Here is a 15,061-nt window from a genome sequence, read left to right as displayed (position 1 = left end):
GAAGCACCCAAAGCGGCTTGACGACCTCCTGAAAGTAGACAAGAGGCTTTTAGGCACCTCCGGTAACGGCTCCGCGGCCTGGTATTCGTGCCAGGCGTGCGGCTACTTTATCGTCGGGCCTGGGATGGTTCTCTGGGCAGACGGTATCTGTTTGAGCCATCAACTTGCCGCACTGCCAACACGTCCACGATGTGGCTTCAGGGATGATTGCCGGAAGCAGCACGACCAATTCTTGCGGCCACTCGGGGACAAGGATGGATTTGTTCCTGATTTCAAGGTCAGGATCCTGGAAGTTCCGTATCAAGGTCGGATAGTCCTTGTTCTCCCAAGCTCGAATGGTTTGAACCCGGCGGGCTCCGCTCTTGCATAATGCATCCTCATCGACCCACCTCGTGCCAGGCCGATGCCATTCGGTGATGACGCCGAATTCCTTCCTTGCCTGGGGCGTCACTGCTGAGACGAGCTTTCGCATTTCGTCGATGGTTGAATCTGAGATTTTTGTGGCTGCCAGAGAAAGGGAGAACGCCAAGCGGCCAAGCCAGTCGTTTCTCGACCGCCATGCGGACATCGCGTCGACTTCCCACCCGACTGAAGGCAAGAGGGCGTTTTTTGGTGTTCTTGGCGATGGGACGGTCAGTAGGAGGCTGGCATCGGGGTCTGCAAGTACTGCCCTGATCTGGGCCGCGACCTGGCCGGTCGCCAGAGACGAGTCGTCCACAACCCTGCGGATGAGTTGGCGCGCCAGAGCGGGATTGTTCTCAGCTGCCCAGTAAAGCAGCCCGAACGGCATGTCGTTGACCCGAAGGGATGCGTATGCGGCCGCGGCCGCATCCAAATGCCAAAGGTCTGCAGCGGAGCACGCCTCAGGTTCGCCCAAGGAATCCCTCATCAGCTCCTCGGGCTGCGATGTATTGCGGAATGACTCGGGGAGACCAGCAAACATGTCTCCTCCTATCCCCCTGCTGAGGAATGCGACTTCGTCGTGGAATCCTTTTGCTTTGAGCAGCTTTCGAACCCGGTCGAAGCACGTGTTCGGGCCGACGAGGGAGCCAGCCAGCACGCGGGAGGCCAGCGTGCCGCGCGATGAGTCGATGTTCTCTGCAGCATGTTCGGCCACTATTTCGATACCGGAGACATCAATGTCTTGCCATGGCGTGACATAGCCGTCAGCCCTGCTCCTGTCCGGTGTGGGCGGCAGGGCTGCCTCGATAAGTTGCCACGCCTGGTCCGATAGGGCGTGTTGAGGGTTGCTTATTTCCAACACAGCCAACAGCACGGACTTTTGCCGTTCCTCCAAGTGGGACTTCGCAAGGCCCCGCAAGTGCTGAGATTGCTCGCTGGACAGGGGCAATCCAGCCATCCTGACGGCCAGCCGGTAGCCAGGATCTTCGGGGCCGTCAAGGAACTTCCGAAGGCTGAATTCGGACGATCCAGTGCTGCGGGGCATGAGCGGAAGTCGTTGCATTTGCGCGTCCAGGACCATGGAGAATGTCTTTTCGCTGACTTTGGCTCCTTCATCCACTGCGTCCAGGACGACGTCCAACAGGTCCGGCTCTCCGTCGGCGGCCGTCGTGCCGATCCATTCCATTGCTTCTTCGCTGAGCCCACACAGCAGACGTAGTGTTACGAAGGACTCCGGATCTGACTTGTTGGCCAGAACCCAACTTTTCATGGTGTCGAAGTCACGGGCCAGGAGCCTGGCAACACCGATTTCGGCGAAGAGCCTTGACCGGGCGCTGAGCCTTCCTTCTTCCGTGGACGTGATGAAGACAGCCGCGGTAAGGTCCCAAAAGCTGAGAATGGCTCTTGCATAGTCGGATACGGCCCCGCGCGGGATGTCCCACTCCTGTTGAAGCCGACGTTCTACGGCCTCAAACGCGGTCAACCACTCCCCGTCGCCAGCAACAACACCCGCTATGTCAGCGAAAGTGTCCAGGACGATCTGAGCTTGATATTCGCGGGGGAGTCCCGGGGCTATGGTGTCTATGCGCGTCATCTCCCATCGTTTGACGCTGGAGTCCAAGGCAGCGCGGAGCAGCCCTGAGCGGGTGCGCGGTACGCTGGCGGGTCCGTGGGCGGCGAGAACAGAAATCATCAGCATCGCGAGCAAGGGTATTGCCCACATGTCGGGATCCTGGCGTCGGGATGATTCGACGAAGGCGCGGCGGTTTTGCAACCAAGCGGCACGGTCCTCCGCGTTCCTGACCTTTTCAGAGAATCTGACGAGCAGGTCATCGTTCAAAGAGGATAGGTCCCGCGGGGGCAAAAGTTCGATGTGGGGCATGTCAAGGCCGCTATCCGCGGCCGCAGGGTAGCGGCTCGAGACTACGATGTCCGTGTGGTCTGGGAGGCCCGCGAGGAAGTTGTTGAGCCAGCCCGCGACCGTGGAACGGTGGTGGGGCACCTCGTCCAGACCGTCAAACAGGTAGATGACGAAGCCCTCGGCCATGGCAGCGAGTAACGCATCTTCTAGGACTTCATTCCCATTGGCGAGGTGTTTTGCCAAGTGTTGCGGGCCCCACTGAACGTTGGGACGGTCCTGCATGGCTTTGGCGAGCTCACGAAGGCGCAAGGGCAGCGGGAGGGGCGCGGCGTGGTTTGCCGCGCAGTTGGCTGCGATCTGGGCCAGTGAGAACGACTTTCCCGTCCCCGGTCCGCCGACCAGAAGGTACCGGCCTTGCCGACGGGTCACATCTAGCAAGGAGAACTCATCCCGGTCCCTGGCCCTTCCAGTTTCTGTGGGCTGAGAGGATTGGCTCATTCGTACCTTCAGGGCCCGGGAGCAGCCAGGCCTAATGAAGGGTTCAAGGTGGACTTCAGTGGAGGGGAACTGGACCATGTCTTTTTGGGCTGCGAGATCACGCCGAAATTTGGTCAGTTCGTCGTCCTGTGCCTGATGGCGGGCGGCCAAGGCGCCCTTTGGGTCGGAAAGAACTGGTATGTGTGCGCTACGAAGAATTGATCGCCAATCACCGTCGCTGGTAGCGGCGCGTCGACGGCTCTGATCGTGAAATGAGCTTTCGAGGATGGCAAAGGCGGCGTTGCCGTTTCCCGGTGCCACGACGGAAGAATCCAGCAAGGCACTCCCAAGCTGGACGGCTTGCCCTTGGGTGGAGGTATCGAGGACCACTACGTGCACTTTCTTCAGTAGCGATCTCGCGGCGGCTTCGTCCAGGCGGTGGTGCCCCGTTAGCAGGAGAAGTGCATCCTCGATCAGCGCGTTTTCGCCCCGCGTGAGCGACGTTCTAGCCCGCTTGTGATCCAGCGCCTTCCCGAGTTTCGCGAGTGTGCCGGAGGCCAAGGCCACTAAGAGAATGAACCGGTCCACCACCGCTGCCGTGCCGTTGGTCTCAGCGGCCACCCACTGCTCCACAGACTTCTTGTAATCTCTTCCCAACCCGCATGAGTTCTTGGCTTGTATATGGATGGCACTTCCGTCGCTGAGCACGACTTCGATGTCGTCGACCTCGTTGTCCGTTTCCAGGGAGATTCTCTCGGGCCAGGCATCTGGTCCCAACCATGGAACACTCTTGCCGTTCAGTCCGAATGCGGCGATGAGTGCCGCAGCTATGCTCCGGTGATTCGAGCCGCTTTCTCCTGCGGCTCCTCCGATAGCACCTTGGTTCACCATCCGGGACCCCTTTGCTGCCTAGTAACGTCAATAGCGGCCTATGATCGCATGCGGTCCAGACTCGGCCAAAAGCAAGGTTGGCAGGGCAACGTTGATCAGCTCGAGCATCATCGATTCGAACTGTTCTCAGAACAGACTCACTTGACTCGACGTCCGGGCGGTGCCACCTCTTCACCACCCATGAGGTGGAGCTATTAGGCAAGATCACGGCTCGCCTTTAAACCTAGGGAAGTGCAGATGCCAGGTCGCAGACTATCTCGCTGACGACGCACGCCCTCCGTGCTTTGGTGTGCTAGGTTCCCGCCTGAAGGCTTGTAAGCAGGAGTATCCCTCCCAGTAGTTCTCGACGTCCATATTCGCCAGTGCGAAGGCGAAGGATTGCGACTCCTTGAGGGCGGTAGCCAGGCGGCTCGGTTCGACGAATTCCATGAGGATCCGCAGTCGAAGGACCCATCGCGCAGAGATGCTGGCTATGTGGTAGACCGCTACGTCGTCCTCATGGAAATGGTCTAGCATCTGGTGGCTTTGGTCGTTGCGGATGTCCTTCATGGCCTTGACCCACGCTGTCAGGTCCGGGCCGCAGAGCCCTGGCGCCATCGCTACGACGGGGGCTGCCATTTCTGTTAGGCGCTGGTGGTAGCTGGGTTGGTCGATGTGGTTGAGGGACTCGGTGAACAGCTTGCCTGCCAGGCCGGCATCTTCAAATCCGCTTTCGACCAGAACAGCGACGCCCGCATCTCGGGCTGCGCGGGTGGCCTTCTTGACAACGGCTTTACTCAAAGGGGCGAGGGGGCGATTGTCACCATGGAGGCGCCTATGGAGTCCCTCGAGAGCGCTGGCGACGGCCTGGGCGTCGATTTGAAGAACGCCGGCGGAAGCAGAGGCAATATACGGCAAAGGGTCCAACTTGAAGGCCACGGTTGCCCAACGGGCCAGCGCTTGAAGCGTGAGTTCGTTCAGCGGAAGCAGACTTGATCTTGTGAACCGGCCTCCTTCCTTCTCTGGTGGCGAGCAAGTCAACCACCTACCGTCCTCGAGTTGGATCTCCATGGAAGACACGTCCAGGGTTTTCCCCGTCCAGAGCACCAGTAACTGGGTCATGGCAGCTGCGGCGCCGTTCCGGGCGACTCGCAGTTCAGTGAGGGTAGACAGCTGCAGTCCGAGGCCTGGCGATTGTGCCTGGATCCGGGGGGAAAGAGTGCCGGACAGTGGACCATCTGTGACGTGGACAGGATCTTCCGTCAGCCATCCGGCCTGGCCTGGGGAGATGTTCCACGTCCAACGAATGCCGCTAATTTTGTGTTCTTGGTCCTTGATATGGGCACCCACCACGGAGATGGTTCCGGTGAACTTCTGTTTGAGTGGCCCAAAAAGCTGGTCGGGGGTGTCCATGTGTGCCCCCAGTAGGGTGACTTTGGTGCCGTCGCCAAGCTCACCCATGACGGTCCGAGGCGCGAAATCCGCGGCTACCGCCCCGGGGTCGCCACTGATGGAGTAGTAGCCGGGCTTGATCTCGATGCTTTGGGGCTGGAAACAGAACCCTTCAAGTTCCAGCGAATAGTCACTTTCTCCCATGGTGAGGGTGCCGGCAACACCGGGGCCGTTCTCGACCCAGAAGGTTCCTGTTATGTCTTCGTTCACGTCGTCACGATATATGAGATTTTCCGCCGGACGATCGAGTCGCTGCTGGCAGCGCTCATAGAACTCGGGTTCGGCAGTCAGGCCCGGACTGCGCTGCTCACGGCTGGACGGGAGGACGGCGATCGCCCGGGGGGGGGGCTGTCAAAGCCTTCCTCGCCAAGCTTGGTTCCGGGATTGTCCACGTCGGTGGGGAGACTGCCAAACCAGTCGCCATGGAAGGGTTCAAGAAAATCATCGAACAGTTCACAGGAATCGTGGTGCCCTGAGTGCCTCCAACGGTTCCGGCGCGAACGGGACAACCTTGCAAGAGCTGATTGTTGTGACTGGACTCACTGTCACCGCGCTGACGCAAGCTGCATGGATTGCTGATCATGTGCGCGAGGATCGGCGGGTTTTCTACGTTGGGCAGCCGAGTTCGGCGCCTACTAGCCATGGCCACACCACAATGTCACCTCAACAAATTCACAGCAGCTCTCGATCATTTTGGCTTTAAACATGAGTCGTTACTAGTGGAAGCAAAGGGCTGAGCTTGCACTGAACGGCGGACATCCAAGTGACCGTTTCCTGGCCAGCGCGTATTCTTGGAGGCTCTGGACATGTCCAGAGCCGAGGAGTTCAATAAATTTGGGAGTTCGTTGCTAGGTCAGCGGCGGGACGCATAGACACAGCGAACCGGTAAGCGCGACTGGAGTTTCAACCCGCAGGTTGGTGATCTGGTGGTACAAAATCTCCAAGGGCCGAACATCTGGGGCCACGTAGGGATCTACGCAGGCAATGGAATGATGTATAGCGCCCTGAACCCTTCTGTTGGGACTCTCTTACACCCCATGGAGTGGAACACTGACACTACCTATTTTGACCTTTTAAGTGACTCGATTTGAGCGGAGTGCATCATGCTGCCGTCGTGTCCGCCGTCGAACCCCTCTTAACCGAACTTGGTGACGGCCTTCAGGCTTTAGCGTGCCGAGTAGCCGCTGCCTTCTGCATCTGTACTATGAGCTTTGATAGCTGAAAGGCGCAGGCCCGGAGTCCTGGCGCCATTCAAAGCCCACTCTCCTATTGCTGTTCGGCGTTTTGGTCATGCGGCTGGGGAGGTAGCCACAGGGGGACCAACGCAATGACGAGGATTCTGTTCGTTCACGGGACGGGCGTCAGACGGAAGGCCTTCGATCACGTCTTTTCTAAGTTCCGAACTGGGCTGGAAAGCGTTCGGCCGTCATACTTGGCTGACCCATGCCTCTGGGGGGAAGCGGAGGGAACGAGTCTTCTGGCAGCCGGTGCGTCCATTCCCAAACCTTGGCGTCATCAGAGAAGTTCTCCGCAGCTCGATGGTTCCAAGGGGACACCGTCCGGAGCGACAGATGAAGCAGCCGATGCCATCTGGGCGATCCTGGAAGTTAATCCGTTGGCCGAGCTCGAAGAGATGGCGAAATCCTCCGGAAGGATTCAGTTTGAGCCGTTAGGCAGAACCGATGTCGAGACAGCCCTGAGAAGCGCTGTTACTACGAACGCCCGAGTCACGGCTGCGCTGAAGAATGCCGATCTGGAGTACGCAGCGATTGACTCCGTGGAAGCGCTTCTGAGAAAACCTGTGTGCTACCGATTCCTCGCGAATCCGTATGTCGACAATGTCGAAAAAATGGCCCCCTTGTCACGGGCACTCATTGCAGTCAGCTTGAATAACCTTGATGAGCAGTTGGGTACCAAGGCCTCGATCGATGGCTCTCACCGTGACGAACTTGTGGCAGCTCTCATTGACGCCTTAGGAGGTAATTATCGTGGAATGGGGACCGCGATCCTCGGTAACGCTGCGCGGATGCTTTTGGACTTGGGACTATTATCGCCACTGGAGAATCGCCGCACTGCCCTTGTACCGAAGGCGGCTCCAGCGATGGGAGATGTCCTAAAGTACTTGGCCCGTGGAGAGGGCTTACGATCCCACCTTCGAGCTCGTATCTCTGAGTCTAAAGAGGATGTCGTCATTCTGGCTCACAGTTTGGGTGGCATAGCAGCTGTGGATTTGTTGGTTGAGGACCAGTTCAGCCAGGTCAGAGGGCTAGTAACCGTTGGTACTCAGGTTGGACTGCTGTATGAACTCAACGCATTACCAAGTCTCGAATTTGGCCAGCAACTTCCCGCCTCGTTTCCGCGTTGGGACAACGTCTTGGATCCACGTGACCACTTGGCTTACAGCTCGCAGGGTGTCTTCCCTGGACTTTGCACAGATCACCCCGTCGACAATGCATCACCCTTCCCCAGAAATCACAGTGCCTACTTTGGGAATCCAAAGTTCTACACGATTCTTGACGGAATTCTTCCGTGACATCGTCCCCAGAGACAACGCGAGCGGTAGTCGTAGGCGTGGAAGAATATGATCACCACGGCTCGGCAACCTCAATGGTCCGGCACTGGACGCGTGCCGATTTGCGCGGTGGCTGGTTTCGCGTGGCGTCCCAGAAGCCAGTATAGAGCTTTTCATAGCCCCCCTGCCGCAGAATATGGATGAATGCCGTGCACTAGCAAAAGATATCGAAATCCAGAAGGCAACCGAGGAAGCAATTCATTCCTTCTTGTTTAGGGAGCTTCCGAAGATTTCGAATGATTTTTTGATCTTCTATTGGGGCGGGCACGGCCTTATGGATAATGATCAAAACCGCGTGCTTTTTACTGCCGATGCCAATGAGTCATATATGGCAAACTTGCAACTCAGTGGATTCTTATCCGACCTCCGGACTGATCAGTATCAAGGTAGCCGTATGCAGCACGTGATTGTTGATGCCTGCGCAAATTTTGAGGATCTTTCCATGCTCCTCAATTCTCTTCCGCAGAGAATAGGAAGTCGCGGCCAACAGCAGCCATCAATCAATCAGTTTGCTATTTTTGCAGCGGACCGGGGTGAACGTGCCCATAACGACAGTAACGCTGGCACTGGCTATTTCTCTAAAATTTTTTTCGACGTATTGTCGAGTCAAGAAAATATGTGGCCTGTGGATTTGACAGAAGTCTTCAAGATAGCACACACGCGAATGCAGAGCTTAATGGAAACAAGACTAGGTCGACAGACCGTGGTCTGTATTGACTATAGTGCCCCGGGCTTGGGCACCATAAGAAAATGGGTGGAATCTAATGAAGCCCGGCAGATGATAAGTAGGATTTCAGACACAGAAGTAACGGTTGACTCCAACCCCAGCGATGTTCGGGTGTTGACAGACGGGCACATGCAGCAGTTTTTCCTCCGCAGCCGCATGGCATTAGAAGACGCAGGTCGCGTTCCCGGCGTCGAAATGGAAGACGGAGGCTCCGCCTTCGCCGGCGGGCTGTATGTTCGGCGGGATCTTGAAGTCCCATTGGTGACTGCGTTGCGTGATCCAGGCATGAGCCCCCTACTCGTGACCGGCAAGCCCGGTGCAGGCAAAACGAGCCTCTTGTGGGGTCTTGGCAGCACGCTAGCCACTGAGCCGGGCGCTTCGGTGCTGTTCATACGAGCACCGTGGATGCTTCGGGGACCGGACCAGGCACCGTTCTCTTCAGATGTGGTTGTTGAGACTGCTCGGGTGCTTGCTGCTGAGGGCAAGAAAGTATCAGTGCTCATAGATACAGCGGACACGCTGGTGGCTGATGAGCAAGGTCACGCAACGTTGGTTTTTCTCGTTGAATCGCTGGCGTATGCTGGCCATTCGGTCGTGGTTACGTCAAGGCCCGAGGAAGCAAAACTGCTACCCCACGGATGGAACCGTCGGCTCTTGGGCGGACTGAGCACAGATTTGGGGGACTACTCGCAGGACGTTCCGTCAGTGGGTGGAACATCCGAGTTTGAGCGCGCTGTTGCTTCTCATGCCAAGATGTTCCGGGTGAACTACGGGGCGAGAATTGACGTCTTGATTCATCAGCTGGTGAACACAGTTGCCCGGAGACAGTCAATGGCGATGTTGTGCCTGCGTCCCCTATTTTTAAAGATGCTGTTTCAGCTCTACGCTCCAAATTCAGTGCCTGAAGATCTGAGTGTCACGGGTCTTTACCAGAAATACTGGCTCGATCGGGTCCAGCAGGATCGCCGTGACCAAGTTTCGGCATCGTCGGTTAAGGGTTCGGACCTTTCGGAGACTGGCCGCTTGATTGGTCTGGAGATGCTTCGGCAGGGGTCACCAGAGATCAATCTTGGCTCAGTGGCCTTACCCAGCACAACAAGTTCAGACCAGTTCGTTAGAGACGTAGAGGCCATGGTCGCCAGGGGCGTGGGGGAGATTCGGGCTGGTACGTTTAGATTCTTTCACCAAACGTTCTTCGAGTTTGCGGCTGCTCAGGGTTTGATTGAGTCCGGCGGCCATGTCGGACTACAGGTACTCATAGAACGTGCCCGGACACATTCAGGAGATTACTTCTTGCTGGCGGTTCTCGAGCAAACGTGGCTCTGTGCTTGGCACTCCGCCGAAACTCGGCTTCCGGCCATGCGAGAAGCAGAAGCATTGTTATCGGACTTAAGACAAGTACTAGTGCCAAGTGCCACCGCCGATGAGGTGCCGGAAGGCACAAAGCTGCCTGTTTCTCTTCAGCAAACGGTGATGCGGGTGGTCGCTCAAGTGCCGGTTGGCTCATCCAAGCTGGTTGGGCTGTTCGAAAGTATCATCGCGCACGGAGCCGTGGACCTTGCCCGCCAGGCTCTGAGACTTTTACCCACGCCAGGACGGATTGTCGGAGCTATCGAGGCGAAGGCCATTGTGGCCTCTGCCAGGCGGTGGGACAAGGGGAGGTCCCCCGCTATCGAAGCCTTTGGCCGAGTTGCGGAGTCCTCACCGCGAATCGCGGTTAATATGCTGCCGGAGCTGGCCATTGTTCCTGAGGATGTCTATGGAGCCAACTCTGAGGCCAAGTACCATATCGACCCTCGTCTTACCCAAATCATTATTGGCTTGTTGCCCACCGACCCTGAACGCGTCTTGGCGGCCCTGGAGCGGATTGTCGGACACGCGAAGACTAGCCGGCGACCGGCGGTAGCAGCGGACGTCTTCAACGGACTTGCGGTGTTCGACGGAGAGCTCACGGAGATTGTCGTCGAGTGGTGCTCAAGGGTAGGGGCGGGCCTCACAGTAGCCGCTGAGGTGCGTACCTCTCTGGCTCTGATACATCGCAATGAAGCGCGTATGTTGATTGGCTCCGAGGGCTGGTCGGAAGCCAGCCGCTTGATAATGCAACCCTTGGTGCAGGCTAGAGGAAGTGATGTCCCGACTAGGGATCTGGATCTGACCGTGGGCGTGCTCCTCGCCATTGACGAGACAACACCAGAATCCGTGGTGGAGCAGATTCTGCAGTTGCTGCTGCAGGTTGAATCTCCCGAAGTCCACGCCGAGTTCCACCATGGTGTTCTCGTGCCCCTACTTCAAGTCGCTCGCGGGGACAATCGGAATGCCATTGTGTCAGCATTGGCTGAGGGCCTTCCGGTCCCGAAGAGAGACGTATCGGGACTCCCTGGTCGTTGGGCCGATACCTTGCGGCGGACACTTGAGCGGTCCGAATGTCCTTCCAGCACAGCAGCTGCGATCGGGGAGTTGGCTGTCTCGGCGCTTGGAACGCACCTGCACAAATCGGAGACATCGCTATGGCTTGATCCCGATGTCCTTCTAACTGTCGTGATCAAGGCCGCAGCCGGGGGAGGCACGACTGCGCAGGCTGCGTTAAAGGCGGCCGTTGCAGGTGAGGTGCGGATTGCTGACGCGGGCAGGCGCTATCTCTCGCAAAGGGCTCGCTCTCCAGAAGGAGCTGAGGAAGAAGCGTCTGTGGTCGTTAGCCTCATACTAATGCTCAGAGATAACCAGGCAATGCTGCATCTGGTACAGCTGCATTCGCTCCGTCCATTTGAGCTCTCTTCCGAAGATCGGGCTCTCCTCGAGAGTAACGTAAATGAGTCGTTGGCATCGTCCTCGGGGCCAGCACGAAGTCTTGCCGCACGACTTTTCAGTGCTGCTGTGGTTGCTGGTTTACTTGCCTTTCCGTCCGTCGAAGACGAACGTCTTCGGCTTCGGCCGGGGCAGGGTGCGCCCAACCTCGCTGCCATCGAAGTGCTGACACATGGATTCAACACGGGCCGTTATACCCCAGGAGAAGTGCGGTTATTGCTGGATCCATTCCTGGCGGTGAGTGCAGGTTCACATGTGAGCAGCGACTCCTTGGCGGTCCGAGAAGCGAAAAGGCTCGATGTTAAGATTTTTGCCGCGACTTGCAAGGCTGAAGATTGGCCATTGCTTGTCGAAAAGGTTTTCCAAGCCGAAGCAGATACAAAGCGGGCCATTAACGCGTCTAGTTTCATTACAGACAGGCATAGGCTGATGCCCGGTCCCACTGTGGCGGAAAAGGCGGCTTTTATGATCGGCTTTGGAAAGCGACTCGCGCTTTCAAACCCTACCTCCGCCATGTCCAAGGACGTTGCGAACGCGTGGCTGCCCACTATCCGCGCCGTTGTTCGCGATGGCGGACGATCGGCACACGTTGCTCTACTAGAAGCCTTAACGACAATGGAGAGTCGCTTTGCTGGAGAAGTAGCGGGATCCTTGAATCTTGTGGTCCACCGGGATCTTCTGGGCCTCGCGAACCGGGTCTTAGACCTTAAGGAACTAACGCCGCATGTTCGCGAGCGATTGGCGACGGTGGTTCGAGACGCGGCTCTGTTGTCTGCGTCCTCTGCTTGGGCGGAAATGGATGACGATCTGGCCGACTGGAGGAATCCAAGGGTCGAACGGCAGAACGTGGAGTAGATTCACGGCGGAGCCGTGTGAACCACTAACCGTAGCCCTTGAATCATGTGGTCAAGTCACCTAAAGCTGACAGTCATGTGCAGGTCGTTTCGCGCACTGTGGACACGTGCAGTGAAGATACAAACCGGCAACACCTTAGCGTCAGGATGAGTGCCGAGGCAGCCGGACGCCTGTTTCCGCCGCCCGGGTCATAAGTCGCGTAGTACGCGGATGTCGTGAGCCGTCATGTCGTTCTCTCCCACCCCATCCATGAAGTCGTGAGCCCAATCAGCTAATTCCATTGGAAGACGACTGGATGGAGCACCAGATGTTTCTGGCAGCGGTGGATCCTGGGGTCACACCAACCGCGAATGTCCCTTTTCTTGAGTCGTTGAAGCAGATCGGCGGGGGCATCCTCGTCGGCGCCTTCATCGTCATCGCCATCGTGGCGATGATCGGAGCCGCGATGCTCTTGGTCGTCCCAGGGCCGCCAGGACGGCGAGCAGATCCGGGAGAGCCCAGTGATCCGCCTCGTGAGATCCGGCGCCTTCCTGTTGGTACGGCGCTCATGCTCGGCCGCCGCACGAGGCCTATTCTCTTGGACCTACGAGACTGGCATGAGCGCAAGGACGCCGCTGAGCTGGGGCGATCGAAGTTGGAGACCGAGCGGGAATTGGCCGCCGGCCATATGAGTAGGCAAGCAGCAGACAGCGAGGCTGATTCTTGAGCACGCAGGCGGATGACTCTGACTTCGAGGTGGGACGGGTATCTGATTTGGACGGCGAACTAACCGCGGAACTGTTCCGTTCTTCGTTTCAGCCGTCGCCGCGCAACGCTGGCGTGACCCATCGTTGGCGGGATATGTCATCGGCGCAGGCGGAAGCAGTGTGGCAGAGCCTCTTTGACTGGGTGCGGTGGTTCGTTGCGACGTATCAGCTGACTACGTCGGTGGTGCCGGATTGTTGGTGGCGGCACTCGGAAATAGTTGCCGAGTTGTATGCGCTTCAGCGCGCGGAAGCAGCTTCTTTCACGTCTGACGACTCGGGTTTTGGTCCGCTGGCGTTCCACGAAAGGCTGCCTCACGGCGTCGAGCGTCTTCGAACCCACACGCGGACTGCTGGGTGCGTCGGGTTGCAGAGTCACAAGGAACCCGTCATGAGGATCGTGCCAGCCGAGCCGGACTTCGAGGGCTGGAAGCTGGGCACCCATCAGACTCGAAGCTGACCCCGTCATGACGTTGCTTCGCTTGCTCGACATGAATAGGTGATCCCTACTTGGGGCCGTCTAGAAGCACGAAGGATGGCTGTCGTGGCCTCTGAATCTGAACTGAATGCTGACGCAAGCGGGGCTGAAGAAGCCGCCGCGCCGCCGTCGAACGTTCGCCTGTCACCTGAGGAGCGCGTAGCCGACCTGACCAGGGGACTTCACACAGCACTTGTGGAAGCCATTGATTCGCCCATGCGCTGGCAGGTTCTGCTTGACGCCTCCGCAACCCTGTGGCGGTACTCAGGAGGTAACGTCGCCCTGCTGATGATGCAGATGGCGCAGCGCGGTACCCAAGAGCCGACTCTGGTGGCTGGCTACAAAGACTGGGCCCGGCACGGGAGAACAGTTCTGCGGGGAGAGCACGCGCTCTGGGTGATCGCGCCCCGGACTGCCTCCATGCAGGAACTGATTTTGCCCGACGGACAGTGCAAGCTCCTGCCAGCGAATCAGACTGCACCTGTTGATGCCGTCAGCAGAGGCAAGAAGAACGTGATCACTGGTTGGCGCGGGCAGGCTGTCTTTGACGTCACCCAAACGGAGGGTACGCCGCTGTTGGTGCCTCGCGCGGATCCTAAAGGTGGGGCGGACGTGGGTCATCTGTGGAGTTCCCTGCGGGAGGTCGCTAAAGAACACAGTTTCCGGGTCGAGGTGTCGGGATTCCAACACGGCTACACAAGTGGCTACACCGACTTTGATTTTCGTCGAATTCAGGTCGGTGCCTGGATGAACGACGAGGAGCGGGTAGCGGTTCTGGCCCACGAACTTGGTCACGTTCTTTTGCACGGACCGGACGACCGCCTGGGGCGGCTGTATGGAAGCAGCGCGAACCATCGCGGCCTGGCGGAAGTGGAAGCCGAATCGGTTGCCTATACCGTCCTGCGAGCCCATGGCATCGATCGGGGACCGCAATCAGCGTCCTACCTGGCTGGCTGGGCCGACGCTGTGATCAGGGCGGAGAAGGACTTGAAGCACGACGCCGTAGAGGGCTGGGTGCCGACGTCGCGTGTCGACATCGCCAAGTCGGTGCTAGGACGGGTGACCGCGGCAACCAAGGGGATCCTGGCAGTCTCGGATCCTCCTGGATTCGGAGGGAAGTTCGCTGCCGCCAGTGCTGACCCCTCCGTTGTGGCAAGCCCGACATATGCCGGCGTCCCTGGACCGAACGCGTCATTGAACGGTCCTGAGATTGCTGGTCCCTGAACGCGCAGATGTCCGTCGGGAGAGGCCCGTCGACTAAGGAAGGTAACCCATCATGAATACAAAGATCCCCATCACCATCGCGGGGAACCTGGTCGCAGATCCCGAACTGACCATCGGGGAATCCGGAACTCCGCATGCGAAGCTCCGCGTTGCCGTGAACCAGCGGATTCAGAACCCGGATGGGACGTGGCGAGACGGCGAACCGGTCTTCCACAACGTGTCGGCGTTCCGGATGCTCGCGGAGAATGCTTCTACTTCTCTGAAGAAGGGTGACCCTGTGACAGTGTCGGGAGAGCTTGAATTCCGTGCCTACGACAAGGACGGGGAACGACGCGAAGCCCGGCGGATCATCGCTGACACCATCGGTCCAGATCTTCGCTTTGGCACGGCCACGTATCAGTGCTCGGCCCGTGCAGTCTCGGAGCCCGAGGCGGCTGTAGAGGCAACCGGGCCACAAGCGACGACGGCGACTGGCTGGCCCGCGTACAACGTGACCACGAAGGGGCCGGTGGTGGCGTCCCCTTTAGGCGGAGCTCCGGTGAATGACATGACGGTCTGATCGGTTTTCGCGGTTTCTGGCCCACGTCTCGATTGT

At 58.3% G+C, this 15,061-nt stretch carries 8 protein-coding genes; 6 read left to right on the top strand and 2 right to left on the bottom strand.

The window, feature by feature from the left end:
* Positions 1 to 49: 49 nt before the first annotated feature.
* Positions 50 to 3,631 carry an NACHT domain-containing NTPase gene (locus J3A64_RS09165; RefSeq protein ID WP_210064177.1) on the bottom strand — a complete coding sequence of 1,194 codons (3,582 nt, stop codon included), beginning with the start codon at positions 3,629 to 3,631 and terminating at the stop codon, positions 50 to 52.
* A 252-nt stretch (positions 3,632 to 3,883) separates the two neighbouring features.
* The gene (locus tag J3A64_RS09160) at positions 3,884 to 5,272 is read right to left on the bottom strand and encodes a HEPN domain-containing protein (RefSeq protein ID WP_210064176.1); all 1,389 of its coding nucleotides are present in this window, start codon (positions 5,270 to 5,272) and stop codon (positions 3,884 to 3,886) included.
* Positions 5,273 to 6,389: 1,117 nt separating this feature from the next.
* Here J3A64_RS09160 and J3A64_RS09155 point away from each other — a divergent pair.
* From J3A64_RS09155 to J3A64_RS09130, 6 genes are all read left to right on the top strand, one after another.
* Positions 6,390 to 7,595 carry a hypothetical protein gene (locus J3A64_RS09155; protein ID WP_210064175.1) on the top strand — a complete coding sequence of 402 codons (1,206 nt, stop codon included), beginning with the start codon at positions 6,390 to 6,392 and terminating at the stop codon, positions 7,593 to 7,595.
* Between the two features lie 175 nt (positions 7,596 to 7,770).
* Entirely contained in the window at positions 7,771 to 12,021 is a 4,251-nt protein-coding gene (locus tag J3A64_RS09150) for a caspase family protein (protein WP_210064174.1), read from the top strand.
* 307 nt (positions 12,022 to 12,328) lie between these two features.
* A complete protein-coding gene (locus J3A64_RS09145; RefSeq protein WP_210064173.1) occupies positions 12,329 to 12,727 on the top strand; it encodes a hypothetical protein in 399 nt (132 codons plus the stop codon).
* Positions 12,724 to 13,224 (top strand): hypothetical protein, encoded by a 501-nt coding sequence (locus J3A64_RS09140; protein ID WP_210064172.1) that lies wholly within the window; start codon positions 12,724 to 12,726, stop codon positions 13,222 to 13,224. The genes J3A64_RS09145 and J3A64_RS09140 overlap by 4 nt, the downstream gene beginning before the upstream one ends.
* 84 nt (positions 13,225 to 13,308) lie before the next feature.
* Complete coding sequence (locus tag J3A64_RS09135; protein ID WP_210064171.1) at positions 13,309 to 14,466, top strand: ArdC-like ssDNA-binding domain-containing protein; 1,158 nt, start codon at positions 13,309 to 13,311, stop codon at positions 14,464 to 14,466.
* 52 nt (positions 14,467 to 14,518) lie between these two features.
* Positions 14,519 to 15,025 (top strand): single-stranded DNA-binding protein, encoded by a 507-nt coding sequence (locus J3A64_RS09130; RefSeq protein WP_210064170.1) that lies wholly within the window; start codon positions 14,519 to 14,521, stop codon positions 15,023 to 15,025.
* The last annotated feature ends 36 nt before the right edge of the window (positions 15,026 to 15,061 follow it).

The sequence above is a fragment of the Pseudarthrobacter sp. PvP004 genome (assembly GCF_017876035.1).
Lineage (GTDB): Bacteria > Actinomycetota > Actinomycetes > Actinomycetales > Micrococcaceae > Arthrobacter > Arthrobacter aurescens_A.
This window is presented reverse-complemented; position numbering and strand designations above follow the sequence as displayed.

Coding starts and splice junctions, on each gene's coding strand:
- J3A64_RS09165 (WP_210064177.1), bottom strand. CDS start 3,631: ATGGTGAACCAAGGTGCTATCGGAGGAGCCGCAGGAGAAAGCGGCTCG.
- J3A64_RS09155 (WP_210064175.1), top strand. CDS start 6,390: ATGACGAGGATTCTGTTCGTTCACGGGACGGGCGTCAGACGGAAGGCC.
- J3A64_RS09150 (WP_210064174.1), top strand. CDS start 7,771: ATGGATGAATGCCGTGCACTAGCAAAAGATATCGAAATCCAGAAGGCA.
- J3A64_RS09145 (WP_210064173.1), top strand. CDS start 12,329: ATGTTTCTGGCAGCGGTGGATCCTGGGGTCACACCAACCGCGAATGTC.
- J3A64_RS09130 (WP_210064170.1), top strand. CDS start 14,519: ATGAATACAAAGATCCCCATCACCATCGCGGGGAACCTGGTCGCAGAT.